Source organism: Shimwellia pseudoproteus (genome assembly GCF_016415625.1).
GTDB lineage: Bacteria > Pseudomonadota > Gammaproteobacteria > Enterobacterales > Enterobacteriaceae > Shimwellia > Shimwellia pseudoproteus.
The window spans coordinates 1-23,040 of sequence record NZ_WBXP01000036.1 but is presented as its reverse complement, the minus strand read 5'-3'; the positions used below and the strand labels follow the sequence as shown (position 1 = coordinate 23,040).

Genomic DNA, 23,040 nt, shown 5'->3' with positions numbered 1-23,040 from the left:
TCAGAACGCGCCGCGTTTATAACTGCGGTACTGCGCCGGCCACCAGATCTCGCGGATATTATGGCGTAACGCCTCATCACTGAGCGCGGGCGCCACCCCATCCTGCCGGGCGCTGCACCCCACATGCCAGGCAATATCCCGGGACAACGCTTCAATATCGCTCACCTCCGGCAGTAATCCCCCCTGTTCGCGGGTGGCCTGCGGCGAGTGGCTGGCCAGGGCATGGCTGGCGGCCATCAGCATATTTTCCGTTACCCGGCTCGCCCGGGCCGCAAGAATACCAAGGCCAAGGCCGGGGAAAATATAGGCATTGTTGCACTGGGCTATCGGGTACAAATGGTCCTGATAAAACACCGGCGCAAACGGGCTACCGGTAGCAATCAGCGCCGTCCCCTGGGTCCAGGCGATCAGGTCCTGGGGCTGCGCTTCGGCCCGGGAGGTGGGGTTAGACAACGGCATGATAACTGGCCGCGGGCAGTGACGGTGCATTTCGCGGATTATCTCTTCGGTGAACAGCCCCGGCTGGCCGGAGACACCTATCAATACCGTGGGCTGCACGTTACGCACCACATCCATCAGCGACCAGGTATTCTGATTGCCCGGCCACTGCTGGGTTAACGCCAGAGCGGTGGTTAACGGCTGCTGGAAATCACGCAAGTTGGGCATATCGTCCGTCAGCAGGCCGAAACGGTCCACCATAAATACCCGCTGGCGGGCCTGTGGCTCACTTAGCCCGTCGGCTATCATGGCGGCAATAATGCGCTCCGCGATCCCGCACCCGGCGGAACCGGCCCCGAGGAAGACCACCCGTTGATCCCGCAGCCGTACACCGGCAACTTTTGAGGCGGCCAGTAATGTCCCAAGGGTGACCGCGGCGGTTCCCTGAATATCATCGTTAAAGCAGCAGAGCTGGTTACGGTAGCGATTGAGTAATTTCGTGGCGTTCTGCTGGGCAAAATCCTCGAATTGCAGCAATACCTCCGGCCAGAGGTGTTTAACGGCAGCAACAAACATGTCCATAAACTCAAGGTACTGGTCGTCAGTAATGCGCGGATGCCGCCAGCCCATATAGAGCGGATCATCAAGGCGCTGCGCATTATTGGTACCGACATCCAGCATAATCGGCAATGTCCCGGCAGGATCGATCCCGCCACAGGCGGTATAGAGCGAGAGTTTGCCGATCGGGATCCCCATACCGCCAATCCCCTGATCCCCTAACCCCAGAATACGCTCGCCGTCAGTCACTACAATCACGTGAATATCGTTGCGGGAAAAACGCTGCAGCATTTCCTCTATGCGGTGGCGGTTCGGCCAGGAGATAAACAGCCCGCGGGAACGGCGATAAATATCCGAAAAATGCTCACACGCCTCGCCCACTATCGGGGTATAGATAATCGGCAAGGTTTCTTTAATATGAGAACGTACCAGGTTGTAAAATAATGTTTCATTAGTATCCTGGATATTACGCAAATAAATATGTCTGGCGATATCCTGCTTGCACTGTGAAAACTGATCCCAGGCACGCTCAGTCTGTTCCTCAATAGTTTCAACGTTTTCAGGCAGCAGACCGTCAAGATTCAGGGCGATGCGCTCTTCCCTGGTAAATGCCAGCCCCTTATTAAGCAACGGTGTTTCAAGCAAGACGGCACCGGTATAAGGGGTATAAAGAGGGTCTTTATGTAACATATTCTCTGGCTCCTCAACTATTATTTTTTGACGTTGTTTAGCTATACGGAGGCAATAGAGTCCCGATATTTTTATATTATTCCTGTTATTTATAACCCTACAGTTTATTTACTTTTAAAAGACTTTTAATAATTTAGTTAGCGCTAACATTCGCGGTAGTTAATTCCGGGGCGTTAATAGTGCGCAGAGAGTATCAGGCTATTAGCGGGCAGGATACGGCGGGCCCCATTAAACAGCGGCCCGCACAGGGGTTAAAACTCAGCGTCGATATCCACGATGGATATCAGCTTGTGGTTAACAAACTCTTTGATCCCCAGCCCGGTGAGCTCCCGGCCATAACCTGAGCGGCGCACCCCGCCAAAGGGTAAATCGGCTTTTACCCGGGTCGGATGGTTGATATACACCATCCCGGTGGAGAAGCGTTTCGCCAGTTCAGCACCGTGGGCCACATCCCGGGTGAAAATGGATCCCCCCAGCCCGAACGGTGAATCATTGGCAATACGCAGGGCCTCATCTTCATCACTGGCGCGGAACAGCATCGATACCGGGCCAAAAAACTCCATATGGTAGGCCGGGTTATCCGGGGTCACATTGGTGAGGATTGTCGGCTGGACAAATGCGCCGCGGGTGGGCACTTTTGGCCCCACTTCGAGCGCGGTTGCGCCATGATCGATGGCCAGCTGGATCTTCTGCTTAACTTCATCCGCCGCCTGTTGAGAGGAGAGCGGCGCCAGTGTGGTGCTGGCATTCGCCGGGTCCCCGGCGCGCAGTGCCGCCACACCGGCAATATAGCGTTCGAGGAACGCATCATAAATCTCGCTGGCAATAATCATCCGCTTGGAAGAGACGCACACCTGGCCACCATTCCAGTGGCGGCCAAATACCGCCCAGGCGGCGCTTTTATCAAGATCAGCATCCTTAAGTACGATAAAGGCATCCGCCCCGCCAAGTTCCAGCGTGGATTTTTTCAGGGCTTTAGCGGCCTGCTGGGCAACCGTAGCCCCGGCCCCTTCTGACCCGGTCAGCGCCACGCCCTGGACCCGGGGATCATTCAGTATCTGTTCTATCTGGCCGCGGGTGGCATACAGATTAATGAATGCGCCATCCGGCAGGCCGGCGTCGTGCATCAGTTTTTCAAAGCGGGCGGCGCTCTGCGGCACATTAGAGGCATGTTTTAGCAAAATGGTATTACCGGCGGAAAGCTGGGGGGCGATAATTCGGGCAATTTGGTAGTACGGAAAATTCCACGGTTCAATCGCCAGCAAGACCCCCAGAGGCTCATGGACGATCTGCGCGCTGGCCTCCCGGGGATTGGCCACTGGCAGCACTTCTGGCGCCAGCAGCCGCTCAGCGTTATGAACATAGTACTCAAAGAGTTGCGCCGATAGCTCAACTTCCGCCAGCGCTTCCTGGTGTAATTTGCCCATTTCCAGGGTCAGCAACTGGGCGAACTGCTCTTTTTGCTCGCGCAGCAAATCTGCCGCCCGCTGTAAAATAGCGCCGCGCCGGGCGTAACGTTCAGTACGCCATGTGCTGAATGCGGCGTGGGACCTGGCAATGGCGTCGGAGACGTCGGCGTCGGTTGCATCGGCAAACGTTTTTATCAGTTCCCCGGTATAGGGGTTGGTTGTTGCATATGCCACGGTATAGCTCCTTATCTCTGAGAATTGCCCGGCCGGGGTGTCTGGCCACTGGTCAGGCAGTGCGATGCAGCCGGGCAGAAAACAGCGAGCGCACAGGCGCCGCTGTCAGACCAGTGATAGTAAGAGCCTGGGGTGAGAAGGAATAGTCAGCCGTTTTGTTCAGCATCATCAGAATTACTGAAGGTTGTCACTGTAAGTCATAGTTTCTTATGGTGGCATTTTCGCTACACCCCAGAGATATACGTCAGGCTGTGATATTTTAGCGTTATAAAACACCATCCTAACGGCGCCGATTACTTTTTCGCCGCCCGCAGATAGCTGTCATCGATACGGCGGAAGATTTCCGCCGCCGGTAGCGCCCCGTCCAGCAGTAGCGTCACCCAGTGTTTTTTATTCATATGGTAGCCGGGAAAATAGGTCACCCGGTCGGTGAGCCGGATAATCTCCTGCGGCTCCATGCGAATATTGAGGATCTCAAGCCGCTGCTCCCCAGGTAGCCCGAGGCTGGCGGGCTTAACCGTGAGGATAGCGCCATACCATTTGGCGTTATCACTACGCCGAAAAATCGCGTTGTCCGGGGTGCGCGGCCACAGGAATTCCAGCTCGTTGCGGTAGCGATCCCGGATGTAATCACGCACCTGCCCCGCCTGGGCGGTGTTAAACACCACCAGCGGGAAGCAATGGTGGGCAATATCTTCCAGTACCTGCCGGCAGGCTTCACGCACGGCGCCAACAAATGCGCCGCTGGCCCGGGGAACCTTGTAAAGCACATAGTCATCACCACTGGCGATGTCGGTTATCGCGGTATCTACGTTTCCCCCGGGGGTCACGCTGACCCGCAGGCGAAACTGCCCGTCCAGCAGAACAGTAGTAAAACCGTAGCCCTCCGGCTGGGGCTGAAAGCCGTAGGCCAGCAGGGCCGGAATATCGACACGACGCCGCTGAAAAATGAGTGAGGTATCTTGCATAGTAAGTTATCTGGCCAGTCACGAGTCGCCAGTATGCACCGCGGATCGGCGGCTGAACAGCCGGGCGGCATAGTCACTTTTCGGCAATGGTTATCTTAATTCCCTGGTTCCTTTGTTTTCTGCCACATCCGATGATGAATCTGACGTTAACACAAAGATAACAAAGGAATTCACCATGCCGGAACCTGATAACCGATACTGACCGCCCCGTTTCCTGGTAAACATTATTCGGTAACATCGGGCGGAGCGGTTTTCGCCGGGCTGTCATGGGGCACCCTGAATAAAAAACAATAAGTATGTTGTAACTAATAACACTGTAATCCAGCCAGCAAAATGGCCTGTCCACGGGGGAAGTAAATGGGGCTATAAAGCACCCCGGGGCGGTATGAGACGTTCACAATCAGGCTTTCAGTGCCGCGGCGCTGGCCGCCAGGGCATCCGTTGCACATTGCTGATCGAGGTGGCCACCCGGCGCGCCCCCAACCCCAATAGCCCCAATGGTATCGGTGCCGACTTTTACCGGCACCCCGCCACCCAGCAGCAGGAACCCGGGGATGCTGCGCAGGTTTGCTGCCGCAGGGTTATCCTGGGCGGCTTTCATGACATTTTCAGTCGGATTTTTGGTTGACAGTGCCGTGTATGCCTTCATCCGGCTGGCCTTCACCGTATGCGGACCGGCGTTGTCCATTTTTTTAATCACCAGAGGAATACCCGCGCGGTCCAGCACCGTCACGCTGACCTGATACCCTTTCGCGCTGCAGGCCATAATGGTTTGCTGGGCCAGTTTATCCGCCAACCCCAGTGAGAGACTTTTACCGCTGATAACGCCATCTGCCAGGGCCGGGAAAGCAAGGCAGCCTGCCAGCGCTGCGCCAGTTAAGAGATATTTCATTAGTACCAACTCCTTGGATATGAACAGGAATCAGTGACAATAAAAGAGTGCCCTCCCCCTGACTATTGACGATATTACCTGGCTGACGCCGTATAACTACCTAAATAACGTCCTGGACGCCGGGCGATCGCAGGTAAATTGCCGCATAGCGGGTCAGCAACTTCGCCACGGAATTGACCTCCAGCTTGTCAAAAATACTGGCCCGGTGCGCTTCAACGGTGCGCGGGGACAATATCAGTGTCCGGGCAATCTCTTTACTGGCCTGGCCGCGCATTATCTGGGCCAGCACTTGCTGCTCCCGGGGGGTTAATCGCGCCAGCTTGTGCCGCAAATCGCGGTGTTTTTGCCGCTGTTCAACCCCCTGGCGATGATACGCCAGGGCACCGGCTACCGCCTCCAGCACCAGTGCCGGATCCAGAGGTTTGAGCAAAAAATCAAACGCACCGCCGCGGAACGCCTGACGGCACAGGCGGATACTGGCATGACGTGAGATAATCACTACCGGCAGTGTCAGCCCCCTTGCCCGCCACGCCGCCAGCGGCAACAGCGCGTTGTCGCCAGGGTAGTGAACATCAAACAACAGGCAACCGGACAGATCATTTAGCTGCGGATGATGCCGGTAAAACTGGCTAAAACTGTCATAACCTTCATATTGCCAGCCAGCGCCATTGAGTATCCGCCCCAGCATTTCCTGAATGGCGGTATCGCTGTCGATAAGATAAACACAGTGCTGCATGGCCACTCCCGGTTGCGTATTCACTTTTCCCATTGAAAAGGCAGTATAAGTGGCCGGGAATGCGCGGTAACCTGGCAATAAAGCGAAACTTTTAGCCGCCCGCCACCAGGAATTTGCCCCTTAATAACGCCTGTTCAGCAATATTATTTTCGGGCTAATTAAATAATCGGCAATATCAGGACATGGCTTATTTATCTGGCAAATATCCATTGCCGAAGATCAGCTAACCGCCCTATTTACTCCTGCTCCGGCTGGCGTTTAACATCAGCATTACATTTTGACATGGTCCTTCCCCGGCAACATTAACCTCTGCCGGGGCGGCGTTCTGCACTCTGAAACAAGGCATTATTAATGACGACAGTAATCGACGCTATTTCCCCGGCCAGGGTGTTGACTCGCCCCGAAGATGCCCTGCGGGAAGCGCACGCCCTGGCGGCGCTGGCGCGGACCGGGGCCGTTGAGCGGGACCAGCAACGGCGCTATGCCCCGGAATTGCTGGCCCAATTCTCCGCCAGCGGGCTGGGCAGTATTTCTGTCCCCCGCCGTTTCGGCGGCGGCGGTTTAGGCTATAGCACGGTGGCAGATATATTGCGGATTATTTCCGCCGCGGATCCGGCCCTTGGTCAAATACCGCAAAATCATTTTGCCCTTATTCATATTATTCTGGCTGCCGGTTCAGCCGAACAACAACAGATATTATTAAGCGATATTGTGCAGGGCCAGCGTTTGGGGAATGGCGGCCCGGAAAAAAACAGCCGCAATACCCGGGAGATTCTTGCCCGATTGCAGCCGGTAAATGGCGAGTTACGCCTGAACGGCGAGAAATTTTACTCTACCGGCGCCCTGTTTGCCGATCGGGTGGTGATCACCGCCCTGGACCACCATAACACCCCGGTGATGGTGTTTATTCCCCGCCACAGCCCCGGGGTGACCGTGGTGGATGACTGGTCCGGGATGGGCCAGCGCACCACCGCCAGCGGCACGGTGCGGCTGGAGAATGTGCGAGTTACCCCCGGGCAGGTACTTCCCGCCCCGCCAGCGGATCAGCCCACCTTACGGGGAGCCGTCTCCCAGTTGATCCAGGCCGCCATCGATGCCGGTATCGCCCAGGGTGCCCTGGAGGATGCCGGCCAGTTTATTCAGCACAGTTCCCGGCCGTGGATCGATGCCACAGAAGCCGGGATCAGCCGTAATGCCGACGATCCCTATTTATTGGCGGATGTTGGCCGCCTGCATACTGAGCTCAGCGCGGCACTGGCGCTATTGCAACGCGCCGCGAAGATTGTTGATAGCGTTAACCAGCAACCGCTTAACGCGCAAAACACCGCCCGGGCGTCCATTGCCGTGGCCGAGGCCAAAGTGTTAACCACCGCCGTGGCGCTGCGCGCCAGCGAAAAACTCCTTGAATGGGGGGGCAGCCGGGCCACATTACTGCGCCACGGGCTGGATCGCCACTGGCGCAATGCCCGCACTCATACCCTGCACGATCCGGTGCGCTGGAAGCACCACGCCATTGGTAATTACTACCTTAACGGGGTATTCCCTGCCCGCCACGCCTGGATCTAAGGAGCCGATAATGACAACAGCAGTACATCCTAAACAGCAGGCCAGGCGGATCACCAGCCCCGAGCAGGCGCTGGCCGTGGCCAGAGAACTGGCGGAAACATTCCGCCGCGGTGCTGCCGGGCGCGATAGCCAGCGCCAGTTACCCCATCAGGAGCTGGCGCTGCTGTTCCAGTGCGGTCTGGGGGCCATTACCGTTCCCCGGGAATATGGCGGGCTGGACATCAGTAATGCGCTGCTGGCGCAGATTGTCGCCCTGCTCAGCGAGGCCGACAGCGCCATTGGTCAGGTACCCCAGAACCATTTTTACGCCCTTGACGTGCTGCGGGTGAATGGCAGCGACAGCCAGCAGCGTCGGCTGTTCCAGGAGGTGCTGGACGGTGTACACCTCGGCAATGCCCTGGCGGAGTTTTCCAGCGCCGCCGCCCATCAGCGCTATACCCGGGTCCACCATACCGGGGAGCACTGGCAACTGGACGGCCAAAAATTTTATGCCACCGGCGCGCTGTTTGCCGACCGGGTACCGGTGGCGGCCAAAGGCAATGATGGCAAAGAGTATCTGGTATTTGTACCGCGCCACGCCGCCGGGTTAACCATCACCGATGACTGGAGCGGCTTTGGCCAGCTCACCACCGGCAGCGGCAGCGTCGATCTGGCGGCGGTCGTTGTCGACAGTGACGATATTGTGCCCTTTCAGTCAGCCTTTGAACGGCCAACCACCGTTGGCCCCCTGGCCCAGTTGCTCCACGCCGCCATTGATCAGGGCATCGCCCGGGCCGCCTTCCGGGATATGCTGGACTTTTTACGTAACCACGCCCGGCCGTGGCCGGATGCCCAGGTGACCCGCGCCAGCGACGATCCGCTCACCCTTGATCGCACGGGGTTGCTGGCTACCCGGCTCAGTGCCGGTGATGCCCTGCTGGAGCTCGCCGGCCTGGCGGTTGATGCCGCCCGGCAACAGCCCGATGCCGGCCATGTGGCCCATGCTTCCATTGAGGTGGCAAAAGCCCGGGCCTGGACTACGGAAGTCTCCCTTGAGGCCGCTAACCTGCTGTTCGAATTATCCGGTACCCGGGCCACGCTGGAGCAGTACAACCTGTCGCGCCACTGGCGTAACGCCCGCACCCATACCCTGCACGATCCGGTGCGCTGGAAATATCCGGTGATCGGCAACTATGTGCTTAACGGGGTGCTACCCGCCCGTCGGGGAACCTTATGAAACCGATATTATTAAATGCCTTCACCATGAATTGCGTGGGCCATATCCATCACGGCATGTGGGCTCTGCCCGGGGATCACTCCACTGATTTCAACCAGCTTAGCTACTGGCTGGATCTCGCCAGAACCCTTGAAGAAGGCTTGTTTGATGGCCTGTTTATGGCGGATATCCTCGGGGTTTATGACGTCTACCGGGGGAATATTGACCTCACCGCCCAGGAGGCTATCCAGCTACCGGTTAACGACCCGTTAATGCTGGTATCGGCCATGGCCAGTGTGACGCAGCACCTCGGGTTCGGTGTCACCGCCAACCTCAGTTATGAGGCGCCTTATCCCTTTGCCCGGCGCTTTTCCACCCTTGATCACCTCACCGGCGGGCGTATCGGCTGGAATGTGGTGACCGGGTATCTCGACAGCGCCGCGCGCGCAATGGGCCAGCACAACCTGCAGCAGCATGACCAGCGTTACGATCAGGCGGATGAGTTTCTGGAGGTCAATTACAAACTGTGGGAAGGGAGCTGGGAGGACGACGCGGTAGAAAATAATCCCCGGCAGCGGCGTTACGCGGACCCGCAAAAAATTCATCTGATCAACCATCAGGGGGCGTTTTACCAGATGTCCGGTTACCACCTGACGTCCCCGTCCCCCCAGCGTACCCCGCTGTTATATCAGGCCGGCAGTTCCCGCCGGGGGATCCAGTTTGCCGGGCGCCATGCGGAATGTACCTTCGTCAACGGCAGTACCCCCCGGGCGATGCGCGACAAAACGCGCCTGTTGCGCCAGGCCGCGCTGGATGCTGGCCGCCGGGCAGATGACATTAAAATTTTTATGGGGGTGGGTGTGATTGTCGCCCCCACCGAGCGGGAGGCCAGAGAAAAACTGGCCCACTATCTGGCAGTCGCCAGCCCGGAAGCGGGCCTGGCGCACTTCTCCTGCTCGATCAATCTCGATCTGGCGCAATTTGGCCTCGATCAACCGATCGCCATGACCCCGGCGGGGGCTATTGAATCGGTTAGCAGCACCTACAGCGGCTGGACCCGGCGCCAGCTGCTTGAGCAGCACGCCCTCGGCAGCCGTTACCCGCTGGTGGTGGGCAACCCGGCCCAGGTGGCGGATGCGCTGATCCAGTGGATGGACGAAGGCGATATTGATGGCTTTAACCTGACCCGGATTGTTAACCCCCAGAGCTATCAGGATTTTATTGCGCTGGTGGTGCCGGAGCTTCAGCAGCGTGGCCGTTATAAAACCGCCTACACCCCCGGTACCCTGCGCCACAAGCTATTTGGCGCGGATCGTTTACCTCAACGCCACCCCGCTGCCCGCTGGCGGCACGTTAACACCACGACACAGGAAGCCTGATAATAATGCGTATCAATATTGCACTGCTGGCCGGATTACTGGGATTAACCGCCTCAGCCTGGGGGGCCAGCTACAGCGGCCCGTTAAAAATCGGCACCACATCCGCCATGGTACCGCCGCTGGAAACGGCGGTGGCTGAGGCCCATAAACAGGGGCTGGAGGTGAAGATCATTGAATTTACCGACTGGACCGCGCCGAATGTCAGCGTGGAAAACGGCGATATTGACGTTAACCTGTTCCAGCATAAGCCGTTCCTCGAAAACGCCAACAAAGCCGGGGGCTTTAACCTGGTGCCTTATGCCCCGGCAATCATTAACAATGTTGGGCTGTATTCGAAAAAGCACACGGCCTTTGACCAGATCCCCAGCGGCGGTACGGTGGCCATCGCCAATGATCCGATTAACGAAGCCCGGGGATTATTACTGTTACAAAAAGCCGGGTTGATCACCCTTAAACCCGGTGTCGCCCTGAACGCCACCCCGGCGGATATCACCGCTAACCCGAAGAAGCTAAAAATTATTGAAGTCGAAGCGGTGCAGCTCTCCCGGGCGCTGGATGAGGTCGATCTTGCCCAGGGATACCCCCACTACTTAACGCTGTCCGGGACCGTCGATCCCAACAGTGCGCTGCTGTTTGACGGCCTCGAACACCCGGAGTACGTGATCCAGTTTGTTATCAAACCGGGCCATGAGGATGATCCGCGCCTAAAAAAGTTTGTTGATATTTATCAGCACTCACCGGCGGTCAGGGCCACCATGGACAGCTTCTACGGCAAGCTTTATCAACCGGGCTGGAGCCAGTAAATATGGTCAGTATTCCCTTTGATATCCTCACCGCTACCCCGGCTACGCTGAGCGGGCATTCGCAGCGCGGCGAGCCCCATGTCCAGGTGTCCGGGCTGACCAAGCGCTATGCGGGCCAGCAGTCTGATGCCCTGCACAATATTGATCTCGCCATTCCCCGGGGGACTATTTTTGGCATTATCGGGCGCAGCGGCGCCGGTAAATCCTCGCTGATCCGCTGCCTGAACCGGCTGGAAGCGCCCACCGCCGGGCGTATCGTGATTGAAGGGACGGATATCAACACCCTTACTGAACCCCAGTTGGTGGCCTGGCGGCGCAGCACCGGGATGATTTTCCAGCATTTCAATTTACTGTCCGCCAAAACCGTGCGCCAGAATATTGAGCTGCCGCTGAAAGTAGCGGGCGTGCCCCCCGCCGAACGGCGCCAGCGCACTGATGCGTTACTCGACCTGGTTGGCCTGGAGAGCCACCAGCATGCCTGGCCCGCCCAGTTATCCGGCGGCCAAAAGCAACGGGTCGGCATTGCCCGCGCCCTGGTACACAACCCGGATCTGCTGCTGTGTGATGAGGCCACCTCCGCCCTTGATCCGGAAACCACCCGGGCTATCCTCGATCTGCTGCGCACCATTAACCGCCAGCGCCAGATAACCATTGTGCTGATCACCCATGAAATGGACGTGATCCACGATCTGTGTCATCAGGTGGCGGTGCTGGACAGCGGGCACATTGTGGAACAAGGGCCGGTATGGCAAGTGTATGGTGACCCGCGCCAGGCCATTACCCGGCAACTGCTTAACCCGGATCGCGACAGCCTGCCGGAGGCGCTGTCCTCTGCCCTGGCACCCGAGCGCAGCAGCCCCCAGGATCGTCTGCTGGTGCGCTTACGCTATCACGGGGCGGGCTGCATCCCGGATATTGGCCAGGTCAGCGCTGCGATCCCCGGCGGGGCCACCCTGATGCGCAGCGATATCGAATGGGTTAACCAGCGCCCGATTGGCCAGCTCTTGTTGTTACTCAGCCCGGCGGTTAACGCCACAGCGCTGCACAGGTTCCCTTCTGCCCTGGCGGATAACATTGAGGTAGCTGGCTATGTCGCTGGATTTTGATCGCTTATGGCAGGGATTGCTGGATACCCTGATGATGGTGGGTGCCTCGTCGTTACTGGCGCTGTTACTTGGTTTGCCCCTGGCGGTTGCCCTGGTGGTGAGTGGCAAAAACGATCTGTTTCCCGCCCCCGTCCTGAACCGCACCCTCGGCTGGGTGGTAAACCTGTTCCGCTCGGTGCCTTTTTTGATCCTGATGGTGGCATTGATCCCCGTTACCCGCCTGGTGGTGGGTACCACCTACGGGGTGGCGGCGGCGATAGTGCCACTCACCCTCGGGGCAACGCCGTTTTTTGCCCGTATTGCCGAAGTGAGCCTGCGGGAGGTCGACAAAGGGCTGACAGAGGCCGCCCAGGCAATGGGATTCCAGCGCTGGCACATCGTCTGGCATGTCTTATTGCCGGAGGCGCTGCCGGGGATCGTCAGTGGTTTTACCATTACGCTGGTGACCATGATTAATGCCTCGGCCATGGCGGGGGCTATCGGGGCCGGCGGATTAGGTGACCTGGCGTATCGCTACGGTTACCAGCGTTTTGACAGCCAGGTGATGATCGTGGTGATTGTGGTGCTGGTCGCCCTGGTCACCCTGCTGCAATACACCGGGGACAAACTGGCCCGGCGGCTTAATCACCGCTGACCTTCACAAGTGACAACGTCACGTAGATAGCCGGTGATGACCTCCTCTGGGAGGTCATCACGATAACTCAGTGGCGGGCCCAGTATTGATCCAGACGGGTCACCATTGACTGGCGCAATTCCGCACTGGCAAAGGTGGATTCCAGGCTATTACGCAGCAGGCGGTAGCATTGTTGCTCGTTCAGATCGAGGGCGGTGATCAGCGCTGCGTAATTTTCATTGACGTGGCCACCAAAATAGGCCGGATCGTCGGAATTGATGGTCACATTGACACCGGCATTGAGCAGCGCCAGCAGGTTGTGCTGGCGCATATCATCAAAGACCGCCAGTTTAATGTTGGACAGCGGGCACACCGTGAGCGGCATCCGGGAGTCGCGCAGGCGGGCAATCATCTGATCGGACTCCAGGTTACGCACCCCGTGATCGATACGCTCCACCTTAAGAATATCCAGCGCTTCTGCAATATAATCCACCGGGCCCTCTTCCCCGGCATGGGCCACCAGCCGCAGCCCGGCCTGCTGGGCCAGGGCGAATACCCGGGTAAATTTTGATGGCGGGTGCCCCTGTTCTGACGAGTCCAGCCCGACACCGATGATCTGCTCCGGGTAGCGGGTAAACCACCCACGGGCCTGTTCAAAGGTTTCCAGGGCGCTGGCTTCTGGCAGATGGCGCAGGAAGCAGATAATCAACCGGCTGGATATCCCGTTAGCTTCCCCTTGTTTCATCGCCCGCAGCACCCCGGGCATAAAAATCTCGAAGCCGACACCGCGGGCAGTATGGCTTTGCGGATCGAAGAACATTTCCGTATGGATAACCCCGTTAGCCCGGGCGTTGTCCAGATATTCCACGGTCATTTCATAGAAATCCTGCTCGGTCAGCAGCACGCTGGTCCCGGCATAATAGATATCGAGGAAAGACTGCAAATCATGGAATTCATATGCCTGGCGCAGTGATTCCACCGTCGGGTAATTGAGCACCACCCCGTTACGCTGGGCCAGACGAAAAATCGTCTCGGGCTCCAGTGTCCCTTCGATATGCACATGCAGCTCTGCCTTTGGCGCCCGCGCCACTTTTTCGATCAACGCCAGTGCTACTGACATGGTGTTCTCCTGGTCTGATGCGGGTGCTCCCGCCCGTGAAATAACGCGCAGCGTCTCATAATCCCGCCGGGTTTTGCCAGCCTCGCGCCGCCGCGGGGGCTTTTTTCAGATTACGTTTAAAGGGAGAGTCATAAAATAACCGATACGGGTAAAAACACAGCGGCCGCTATTCGTTACAGTGTCACAAACATAAAGAGACCGGCGATAACGCCCCCTGTATCACACACGGCGTCATTAACTGCATAGCAGCGCGTCAGGTTTTTTCATCGGCTTTGGTATCGGGTTCTGAATCCGATTTGCTGTCAGATTTCTTATGGGACGCCGGGGCATTGAATGAGGACTCCAGCGCCGCGGCGGGATCATATCTGGACGTGTCATAGGTCGGTAGCGGGTTTGCTTTTTCATAATCCCACTCCCGGGCGGTACAGGTTGCTTCATCCCCGCCCTGTTTTTCACAATCAGCAATACGGTGAGCTGGCGAGTTCGCACAGCCTGATAACATAACGGCACCCATAGCCGCTAATAGCGCAATACGTTTTTTCACAGCACTTACAACTCAAATCAGCCTGACTAATACTGCTGCCCTCATGCAGCAGACCCCGATAATAACAACCCGGTTACCATGCCCATTCAACGCGCCCCCGGCCATTATGTTTGGCGGCGTAAAGCGCTTCATCCACTTTCTTAATAAAGCTTTCCTGGCTTTCCTGAGCATGGTGAAAACCGATGCCGATACTAACCGAAAGCGGCTGCTGGTTATTAACCATAATGGCCGCGGCCTGGCGTAAAATAGTGTCTGCCAGAGTGTTTGCCGCCGGCTGATCGACCCCATGAACAATAATCGCAAACTCTTCGCCACCAATACGCGCCGCGCTAATTTGTGGGTTACGGGCCAGATCCGAAAGCATCCGCCCGAGGTTAAACAACACTTCATCCCCCACCAGGTGGCCCCAGGTATCATTAATTTTTTTGAAGAAATCGATGTCCAGGATCATCAGCGCCAGTGGCCCGGGCTGCTGAAGTTTCTCTTTGATGGTGTCGATGAAAAAGCGCCGGTTAGGCAACTGGGTAAGCTCATCGTGCAGGGAGCGTGAGCGGGCATCGACATACAATAAATTGATCCGGCTGATAATCCGGTAAATACCGACGGCGGTAATAAACATCCCGCTCAGCCGCAACAGATCTTCACAGTAGTAAGCCACCCAGCGGGGCTGAACCACAATTTCATCCATCAAATCAAAGGTGCCGCCGGCTATCCACAGCAGCAGCCCATAACGCACATACAGCACGGCAAACTAGGTCAGGCTCACCCGGGCGGTGCACCACATCATAAACATCAGGAACGCGAGGGCGAGCATATCTATCCACAACCCCGGATTTCTGACAGTTACCCGGGCCGGGGCCAGCGGAACACTGAACGCCACGCTAAGCCCAATAATCAGGGCAATAACCAGCAGCATTACGGCAATCTAGGCCTTTTTCCGATCGTCACGGCAGGTATCACGGGAGGTATTCAACAACATTGCTATACATTCACTTTATAAAGGGATAAACGGGACAAACGGCGCTAAGCATAGCAAAAAAAACGTCAAATGGACGCACGCACGGCAATAACCGGGCGGTGAGCGGGTCGCCTGTGCCTAACGCATTCAGTTGAAATATTAACGCTCATTATTAATGACAGTTCTATTATTAGTCTTTCGGGATATAACCGTCGTCTGAAATATACTCCCGGGTGCCTGAGCAAACATTTTCGGCGGCCATTAATAAAAGGCCCACAAAATAAATTATGCCTCTTTATAAGGATATTTAACCATGATGTTATATCCCGGCACATGCTGTATATAAAATAACCATTAATCTATCAAAAACGCCATTTATCCCGCCGGGTTATAACCATAATTGGCATTAATGTATCAAAAATGTCATCAGTATGATATTTTATGTAAAATTACGATGAATTACAAAATGTGTCATGGTTTGACAAAATATTATTGCTGGCCAATAGTTATTAGCGAAACATTTATTTCCGGACTATTTCCGGTGAGATTCAATCATATTATGGAGAGCCTGAAGATGACTATCAGGAATACCTTATTACGTACTGCGGTGGCGGTATCAGTCGCCACCTGCGGTATCGCCTATGCCGTTGATACCCCCACCCAAAGCGCCAGTATCATACAGACCGCAGAACCCTTTAAAGCCACCGTGTTAATCAGTGGTCTGGACGCTCCATGGGATATGGTCTGGGGGCCGGATGGCTATATTTGGGCCACTGAACGTAAGGCGAAATCCATCGTACGTATTGATCCACAAACCGGTAAGAAGCAGGTCGCGGTTACCCTTAATGGCGTCCATACCGGGCCGCAGCACGAAGGGGTGCTGGGCCTGGCGCTGTCGCCTGCCTTTATGAAAAATGGCGGGGATCACTATGTCTACACCGCCTACACCTATATGGAGGGTAGCACTGAGCACGCTAAAATTGTCCGCCTGGAATACGATCCTAAAACGCACACCCTGGGCAATGAAAAAGAGATCCTCGCGGGCTTTCCGGCCGGGAACGATCACAACGGCGGGCGCCTGCGCTTTGGGCCGGATGGCAAGCTGTATTACACCATTGGGGAACAGGGCCATAATCAGGGGGCTAACTTCTGTAAACCGATCGACGCCCAGCGTCTGCCCACCGAAGCTGAGTTGAGCAAAAAAGAGTACGCCGCTTATGCCGGTAAAGTGCTGCGCCTGAATACCGATGGCAGCATTCCGGAAGATAACCCGGTTATTGAGGGGATTAAAAGCCACGTATTTACCTATGGCCACCGTAACCCGCAGGGCCTGGTTTTTGTCGGTAATACCCTTTATGCCCCGGAACAAGGTCCCTCTTCTGACGATGAATTAAATAAACTGGAAGCCGGTGGTAACTACGGCTGGCCACATGTGGCGGGATTCCGCGATAACCAGGCTTATGTCTACGCAAATTACGCCAAAGCGAAGGACTGCGCCTCCCTGACCTGGGATCCGAACCATATTCCGGCGGGCGTACCGGTCCAGAAAGAGACCGACTGGAATGCCGCGAATTTTAAAGCGCCGCTGAAAACGTTCTTCACCGTGCGTGATGGCTATACCTACAGCAACGCGAATTGTTCTGCGGATTCTGCCTATATTTGCTGGCCGACTATCTCTCCGGGCAGCATCGCCTATTATCCGGCAGACGGGGTTATCAAATCCTGGCGTAATTCCCTGATTATCAACTCCCTGAAAAACGGCGCGCTGTATCGCATCCCGCTCAACGCCGATAAACAAGATGTCCAGGGGGATGTGGTTAAATATTTCCACACCAACAACCGTTACCGCATGGTGCTTATCAGCCCGGATACCCGCAAAATTTATGTCGCAACCGATAACGCGGGCAATGTCATGGACGAGACCAATCACCCAACACATAACCTGAGTAATCCAGGATCCATTATCGTTTTCGAATATACCGGTAAATAGACCCGTAGCGCAGGCCTCACGTGTGGCCTGCGCCATTACTTCACTGATAATAACAGCTTACAGGCCAATGAAATTTTCACTTCAGCTCACCCCACTGATGACCACTGTCTTGCTGGTGCCCGCCAGCTTTGCTCAGGATACTGCCAGCGATAACGCTGACCAGCAACAAACGATGGTGGTCAGCGCCGCCCCGCAAAGCGCCATCTCCCCGCTGGATACCCCAGCCGCCGTCAGTGTCAACTACGGCGAAGATATGCGCCACGCCGCAGCCCGGATCAACCTCTCTGAAGGGCTGAAGGATATCCCCGGCTTGCAGGTACTCAATCGGCAAAATTTCGCTCAGGATCTACAAATGTCGATCCGCGGTTTTGGTTCCCGCTCCACCTTTGGGGTGCGCGGTATTCGGCTGTATGTGGACGGCATCCCGGCAACCATGCCGGATGGCCAGGGGCAGCTATCAAATATTGATATTGGCTCCATCGCCCGTACAGAGGTGCTGCGCGGCCCCTTCTCTGCCCTGTATGGCAATGCCTCCGGCGGCGTGGTTAACATCGAGACCGAAACCGGCAGCCAGCCCACCACGCTGGAAAGCAGCAGCTATTATGGCAGTTTTGGTACCTGGCGCACCGGCCTGAAAGCCAGCGGTGCCGTGGGAGACGGCTCCCAGCCTGGCGATGTGAATTACACTGTCTCCAGCAGCCGTTTCTCAACCCACGGTTACCGGGACGACAGCGGCGCCCACAAGAACCTGCTCAACGCCAAACTTGGCGTGCGCGTTGATGATGCCAGCACCCTGACCCTGTTACTCAACAGCGTGGACATTAAAGCGGACGATCCCGGCGGACTAACGGCTGCCGAGTGGCATGATAACCCGCGCCAGGCGCCGCGGGCCGATGAATACCACACCCGCAAAACCGTTAAACAGACCCAGGCCGGGCTGCGCTACCTGCGCGCCCTGAGCGCTAATGACGATCTTAGCGTCATGACCTATGCCGGGATCCGCGAAACCGAACAATATCAGTCGATCCCGGCAAAAGTGCAGCAGGCCAGCCAGACCCACGCCGGTGGCGTTATCGATCTGACCCGCCATTATCAGGGGATCGATACCCGCTGGACCCACCGCCAGCAGGATGCCTGGGTTCCGTTTACCTTCACCACCGGTCTGGACTATGAAACCATGACCGAGCAGCGCAAAGGCTATGAAAACTTTACCTATTCCGACGGAAGCTATCATTTAGGCGACAAAGGCGCGTTACGCCGTAACGAACGTAATCTGATGTGGAACATCGATCCCTACCTGCAAACCCGCTGGCAACTGATGTCCGATCTCAGCCTCGATGCCGGGGTGCGCTACAGTTCGGTATGGTTCGATTCCAACGACCACTACATTACCGGCGCTAACGGTGATGACAGCGGAGACGCCAGCTACCATAAATGGCTGCCCGCTGCCGCACTGCAATACACCATGACCCGGGACTGGAATCTCTATCTCTCCGCCGGGCGCGGTTTTGAAACCCCGACCATTAACGAGCTTTCTTATCGATCCGACGGTAAATCCGGGCTGAATTTCGGCCTGCAGCCGTCCACCAATACCACCGTCGAACTGGGCAGTAAATGGCGCACCGGCACGGGCCTTGCCAGCATTGCCGTGTTCCAGACCCGCACCAAAGATGAGATTGTGGTGGATGCCAGCAGCAATGGCCGCACAACGTACCAGAATGCCGGGAAAACCCGTCGCCGCGGGCTTGAACTGGCCTGGGATCAGCAATTCGCCACCGCCTGGCGGTTCAAAGCGGCCTGGACGCTGCTGGATGCCACCTATCGGGAAGACGTCAGCAGCGCTATTCGTAAAGGTAACAAAATTCCGGGGATTGCCCGTAACACCCTGTTCGGCTCCCTGGGCTGGGTGCCGGAAGAAGGCTGGTACGCCGGTGCCGAAGTACAGTATATGAGCAAAATGCAGGCCAACGACGCCAATACCGCCCAGGCCCCCTCATATACGGTAACCGCCCTGAATACTGGCTATAAATTTACCCACAATGACTGGGTGGTGGATCTGTTTGCCCGGGTCGATAACCTGTTTGATAAAGACTATGTTGGCTCGGTGATTGTCAATGAAAGCAATGGACGCTACTACGAACCGGCTCCCGGGCGTAATTACGGTGTTGGCTTATCCGTGAGTTACGCGTTTAACAGCCTGTAAAAACACCGCTGCCGGAGGCAAAATAAATCCTCTGCCCCCTTGACGCCATCGCGCGCCGCGAATACTGTATGCGCATCCAGTATTTTAACGAGCCTTGGTTATGTACGTAGAACTGATTTATGACAAACGGAATGTGGAAGGATTAGCCGGTGCCCGGGAGCTTATCCTCGACGAGTTAACCCGCCGTGTTCAGCAGATTTTCCCGGACGCAGACGTCCGGGTTAAGCCCATGCAGGCTAATTCCCTGAACAGTGATGCCAGCAAAAGCGATCGTGAAAAACTCAACCGCCTGCTGGAAGAGATGTTTGAAGAAGCCGATATGTGGCTGGTTAGCGACGCGGGGTTCTGAAGCAAGCCCCCACAGGGGCTGGGCCAGCCTGCACGCTCAGCCGCCGCTATCCCTGGCCCACCGCAACCAGGTGGCAGGCCGATTTAGCGAATCCTTTTTTGATGATCTTCAATATCATTGAGCAGTTTGCGATAACGCTGGCGCTCGTCGTGATCTACCGTCTGAATTAACCGCTTCCTGATCCTTTTGGCAAAGGCATCGAGCCGCAACGGGTCATCAACAATCCCCACTATGGCATCAATACCACGGATACGGTTTACCTTGTATCTGTCGTTACTCATCTGCAATCCCTTCGTGGTCAGAGGTATGTGGTCTGATGTCTTCACCATAAAAAAAACCGCACAGCCACACAATATTAGTGTGTTGACCTGGATCATTATTGGCGATGACATCTCACCGATTTTTGGTAAATACCGGCCATCTGTCATCATTATTCTTAATTCTGCTGGCACCAGCGGCCGGGGCAGCCGCCGGCAAGAAAACAGCAAAAGCCGGCAACGAAACTGCCGGCTTTATACTAATACTCTGGCAGAAAGCGATCATCGCCCCTGCCGGTATGGCGACTACTCCGTGGTGACGGGCACCGGCTCCGGCTGCTGCTTCAGGATACGGTTTGCCAGGACACCGGACATCATGGAGCCATTCACATTGAGCGCCGTTCTGGCCATATCGACGATAGGCTCAATGGCGATAAATACCCCCACCAGCGCCACCGGGAAATTAAGCGTGGACAGCACAATCAGCGCGGCAAATGTACCGCCGCCGCCAACCCCGGCCACCCCGATAGAGCCCAGCGCAATGGCAGGCAGCATCGCCATCAGGAAATGCAGAGATAATGGATCGATCCCCATCACCGGTGCGATCATGGCAATCATGATAGCCGGGTAGACCCCGGCGCAGCCGTTTTGCCCCATGCTGGAGCCAAAGGAGGCGGCGATGTTGGCAATGGTGCTCTTCACGCCGTATTTTTCGAGGGCGGAAATCGCCAGCGGGATGGAGGCGGCACTGCTGCGCGAAACAAAAGCAAAGGTCAGTACCGGCCAGACCGTTTTAAGATATTTCACCGGGTTGTTGCCGCTCACCACCAGCAGGATGGCATGCACCACAAACATCATTAATACCGCGATATAACAGGCCGCGATAAACCCAAGCAGGCTGGCAAATTGTGCCCAGCGATAAGACGAAAATATCCCGGCCATCAGCGCCATTACCCCATAGGGGGTCAGCGCGATAACAATACGGACCATCTTCATTACCCAGATCTGAATAGCATTAATGCCGGCACTCAATTTCGCGCCTTCTTCGGGGGCATCCTGTTTTACTTTTAATAGCGCGATACCGGCCAGTAACGTGAAAATAACAATGCCGATAACCGAAACGCTGCGGGTACCGGCGAGATCCTGAAATATATTTGTCGGTATCAGGGAGGTCACCAGCTTCGGTAATGAAACCGCCGCCGTGGTACTGACATCATCCGCGGTCAGGGTTGACTGCATATTGCCAAAAACACTGGCGTCCAGCCCCAGCGTGTGGGCAGTCAGCAAACCGACCAGCCCCGCGATCATCACCAGACACAACATGCATCCGACAATGGTCAGTGACATTTTGCCAATACCGGCGCTGTTCTCCAGCTTATTAATTGCGGAAAGAATAGAGATAAAAATCAGCGGGATGGCGACGACTTTCAACAAGTTTACATAACCGTTACCGGCGATACCGTACCACGCGATAACCGTTTTACTGGTCCCGGCGGGGATAAAATGAAGGGATACACCAATGATGGCGCCGAAAAAAAGGGCCACAAAAACACTTTTAGATAGCGAAGCACTTTTTTGATTGATGTTGAAAAGTGCCCAGCAGCAGATCAAAAAAAGGGCGAGGTATGCAAAAACCACGATCATAAGTAAGCCTCTTGCCTCATTCAGCACCTGAAATGCCGGAAAGAGCGAATATGAAAAACCGTAGCCCGAAGCGGGTTACAGGACCGCGATAAATTATAGGGAGATACGCAATCTGTATCCATATAAAATACATGGTTACATAAAATAATATATTTTCAGGGGATAGTTGTTGCATTTAATTAGCTGCGATATTGAATTTATATATATCGCTGTCGTTTGCTTTATTAAAATATCGCTAATGTGCTGTTTCCTCTGCCCTGGGGCCGCATCGCTCAAAATGCACAGCAACCGGGGCAACAAATCAGTAGGCTGCTAATTGTCGAGTAACAAAAATAGTTGCCCGGCATCAGATTACAAAATAAATCTCCTTTTTTGCCGCCCGGGATGCCCTTCCGGGCTTTTTTTTCGCGACTGGCCCGGTAACCCATCCCCCTACAGCGCCAGCAGCCGCTTTGGTTCGTTACCCACCGCCAGTTACTAAGCTAATACCGCAGGTGCCACTCTGTGAGTGCGCTGTTCGGTACCCGGGATACATGCCCTGAAGTGGCGCTACCCGCTGCAGACATGGCCATAAACAGTAGTGAAACCAATTATTAGTTTCGATTGATTACTATTTCAAAATGATGCAATATTCGCCCGCATTTGAGGCAGGTTTCTCTGTTCCCCAGAATCTGGTTCCCTGGCTGGGGAGTTTTTTTTACGTTAAACAGGGCGTGTTACCCTATGCCCCAAATTACTCCGCTTTTGCTGCTTGCCAGATGATCCCGTCGCGTTTTTGTTCAGCTCCGGCGCGCAAAGCACCATTATTAATGGTTGGTGGCGTGCTGATTTATATAAAGCTAAAAAAGCCCGGAAGTTATCTGGGCTTTTGTGAATAGTACAGAAAACCATTAACTTCTTAATAAGATAGAATGGTTATTTCCGCAACCCATCGCTTATTTCTTCATCCTAAAGTTACAGCAAACATGCCCTGAAAGAGAGTTAAGGAAATTATAATGAAACCAGGCTTAGCGTTCAGTTTTAGTATAGCTATTGTTGTCGACAAACCGATCGTTGTATCAAATTCAACCATATCAGGCAAACGACAGCTAATACCTATACTGGGCGGTAAAATATCCGGCTCACTCACAGGCGAGGTATTACCCGGTGGCATAGACAGCCAGATAATTGAACCTAATGGTGTATGCCGGCTTTCTGCAAGATATGCTTTACGTGTCGCCGAGGGAACTGTATACATTGAAAATAATGGTATGCGCCGTGTACCAGAGGCATGTAAAGATAAGCTTTTTACTAAGGAAGGTGCGAATAAGCAGGTCATTTCTTCCCAAGCTGACTCGCTGATTAAAATTTCGCGGATCTGGGCCGATTTTTTTCCCGCAAACACATCG

General features: G+C 55.4%; 20 protein-coding genes and 1 pseudogene. 11 read left to right on the top strand and 10 right to left on the bottom strand.

Annotated elements, in window-relative coordinates; all coding sequences use genetic code 11:
• The 5 genes from F9C28_RS14655 to F9C28_RS14635 all read right to left on the bottom strand — a co-directional run bounded on the left by F9C28_RS14655 (position 1) and on the right by F9C28_RS14635 (position 5,925).
• Positions 1–1,686 carry an NAD-dependent malic enzyme gene (locus F9C28_RS14655; RefSeq protein ID WP_199016097.1) on the bottom strand — a complete coding sequence of 562 codons (1,686 nt, stop codon included), beginning with the start codon at positions 1,684–1,686 and terminating at the stop codon, positions 1–3.
• Between the two features lie 251 nt (positions 1,687–1,937).
• Positions 1,938–3,329 (bottom strand): NAD-dependent succinate-semialdehyde dehydrogenase, encoded by a 1,392-nt coding sequence (locus F9C28_RS14650; RefSeq protein ID WP_199016096.1) that lies wholly within the window; start codon positions 3,327–3,329, stop codon positions 1,938–1,940.
• Between the two features lie 293 nt (positions 3,330–3,622).
• Positions 3,623–4,297, bottom strand: coding sequence for an MmcQ/YjbR family DNA-binding protein (locus tag F9C28_RS14645; RefSeq protein WP_199016095.1), 675 nt, complete (start codon positions 4,295–4,297; stop codon positions 3,623–3,625).
• 400 nt (positions 4,298–4,697) lie between these two features.
• Positions 4,698–5,189: a GlcG/HbpS family heme-binding protein gene (locus F9C28_RS14640; protein WP_199016094.1), complete on the bottom strand. Its 492-nt coding sequence runs from the start codon at positions 5,187–5,189 to the stop codon at positions 4,698–4,700.
• A 100-nt stretch (positions 5,190–5,289) separates the two neighbouring features.
• Positions 5,290–5,925 carry a response regulator transcription factor gene (locus F9C28_RS14635; protein ID WP_199016093.1) on the bottom strand — a complete coding sequence of 212 codons (636 nt, stop codon included), beginning with the start codon at positions 5,923–5,925 and terminating at the stop codon, positions 5,290–5,292.
• A 351-nt stretch (positions 5,926–6,276) separates the two neighbouring features.
• Here F9C28_RS14635 and F9C28_RS14630 point away from each other — a divergent pair, with 351 nt between their 5' ends.
• Genes F9C28_RS14630 through F9C28_RS14605 form a run of 6 tightly spaced genes read left to right on the top strand, consistent with a single transcriptional unit; the run spans position 6,277 to position 12,608 of the window.
• Positions 6,277–7,491, top strand: coding sequence for an SfnB family sulfur acquisition oxidoreductase (locus tag F9C28_RS14630; protein ID WP_199016092.1), 1,215 nt, complete (start codon positions 6,277–6,279; stop codon positions 7,489–7,491).
• Between the two features lie 10 nt (positions 7,492–7,501).
• Complete coding sequence (locus F9C28_RS14625; RefSeq protein ID WP_199016091.1) at positions 7,502–8,707, top strand: SfnB family sulfur acquisition oxidoreductase; 1,206 nt, start codon at positions 7,502–7,504, stop codon at positions 8,705–8,707.
• A complete protein-coding gene (locus F9C28_RS14620) occupies positions 8,704–10,065 on the top strand; it encodes an LLM class flavin-dependent oxidoreductase (protein WP_199016090.1) in 1,362 nt (453 codons plus the stop codon). The genes F9C28_RS14625 and F9C28_RS14620 overlap by 4 nt, the downstream gene beginning before the upstream one ends.
• A gap of 5 nt (positions 10,066–10,070) precedes the next feature.
• Positions 10,071–10,868: a MetQ/NlpA family ABC transporter substrate-binding protein gene (locus F9C28_RS14615; protein WP_199016089.1), complete on the top strand. Its 798-nt coding sequence runs from the start codon at positions 10,071–10,073 to the stop codon at positions 10,866–10,868.
• Between the two features lie 2 nt (positions 10,869–10,870).
• Positions 10,871–11,974 (top strand): methionine ABC transporter ATP-binding protein, encoded by a 1,104-nt coding sequence (locus F9C28_RS14610; protein WP_199016088.1) that lies wholly within the window; start codon positions 10,871–10,873, stop codon positions 11,972–11,974.
• On the top strand, positions 11,958–12,608 hold the full coding sequence (locus F9C28_RS14605; RefSeq protein WP_233149096.1) for a methionine ABC transporter permease: 651 nt from the start codon (positions 11,958–11,960) through the stop codon (positions 12,606–12,608). The genes F9C28_RS14610 and F9C28_RS14605 overlap by 17 nt, the downstream gene beginning before the upstream one ends.
• A 67-nt stretch (positions 12,609–12,675) precedes the next feature.
• Here the strand turns inward: F9C28_RS14605 and F9C28_RS14600 are convergent, their stop codons facing one another.
• From F9C28_RS14600 to F9C28_RS14590, 3 genes and pseudogenes are all read right to left on the bottom strand, one after another.
• Positions 12,676–13,707 (bottom strand): adenosine deaminase, encoded by a 1,032-nt coding sequence (locus F9C28_RS14600; RefSeq protein ID WP_199016087.1) that lies wholly within the window; start codon positions 13,705–13,707, stop codon positions 12,676–12,678.
• A 253-nt stretch (positions 13,708–13,960) separates the two neighbouring features.
• A complete protein-coding gene (locus tag F9C28_RS14595) occupies positions 13,961–14,209 on the bottom strand; it encodes a hypothetical protein (RefSeq protein ID WP_233149095.1) in 249 nt (82 codons plus the stop codon).
• A 115-nt stretch (positions 14,210–14,324) separates the two neighbouring features.
• Positions 14,325–15,167, bottom strand: a pseudogene (locus F9C28_RS14590) (GGDEF domain-containing protein).
• A 616-nt stretch (positions 15,168–15,783) separates the two neighbouring features.
• Here F9C28_RS14590 and F9C28_RS14585 point away from each other — a divergent pair.
• The 3 genes from F9C28_RS14585 (at position 15,784) to F9C28_RS14575 (ending at position 19,751) form a co-directional block, all read left to right on the top strand.
• Positions 15,784–17,199 (top strand): glucose/sorbosone family PQQ-dependent dehydrogenase, encoded by a 1,416-nt coding sequence (locus F9C28_RS14585; protein ID WP_199016086.1) that lies wholly within the window; start codon positions 15,784–15,786, stop codon positions 17,197–17,199.
• Positions 17,200–17,266: 67 nt separating this feature from the next.
• The gene (pqqU, locus tag F9C28_RS14580) at positions 17,267–19,402 is read left to right on the top strand and encodes a TonB-dependent receptor PqqU (RefSeq protein ID WP_199016085.1); all 2,136 of its coding nucleotides are present in this window, start codon (positions 17,267–17,269) and stop codon (positions 19,400–19,402) included.
• 100 nt (positions 19,403–19,502) lie between these two features.
• The gene (locus F9C28_RS14575) at positions 19,503–19,751 is read left to right on the top strand and encodes a DinI family protein (RefSeq protein ID WP_199016084.1); all 249 of its coding nucleotides are present in this window, start codon (positions 19,503–19,505) and stop codon (positions 19,749–19,751) included.
• Positions 19,752–19,834: 83 nt separating this feature from the next.
• Here the strand turns inward: F9C28_RS14575 and F9C28_RS14570 are convergent, their stop codons facing one another.
• On the bottom strand, positions 19,835–20,032 hold the full coding sequence (locus F9C28_RS14570; RefSeq protein WP_199016083.1) for a hypothetical protein: 198 nt from the start codon (positions 20,030–20,032) through the stop codon (positions 19,835–19,837).
• A gap of 98 nt (positions 20,033–20,130) precedes the next feature.
• Here F9C28_RS14570 and F9C28_RS14565 point away from each other — a divergent pair, with 98 nt between their 5' ends.
• Complete coding sequence (locus F9C28_RS14565; RefSeq protein ID WP_199016082.1) at positions 20,131–20,328, top strand: hypothetical protein; 198 nt, start codon at positions 20,131–20,133, stop codon at positions 20,326–20,328.
• Here the strand turns inward: F9C28_RS14565 and F9C28_RS14560 are convergent.
• Entirely contained in the window at positions 20,315–21,652 is a 1,338-nt protein-coding gene (locus F9C28_RS14560; protein WP_199016081.1) for a cation:dicarboxylate symporter family transporter, read from the bottom strand. The two genes, F9C28_RS14565 and F9C28_RS14560, sit on opposite strands and share 14 nt — an antisense overlap.
• A 995-nt stretch (positions 21,653–22,647) precedes the next feature.
• Between F9C28_RS14560 and F9C28_RS14555 the strand changes: the two genes are divergently transcribed.
• Positions 22,648–23,040: DUF3237 family protein (locus F9C28_RS14555; RefSeq protein WP_199016080.1), on the top strand; the 393-nt coding region annotated here is incomplete at its 3' end.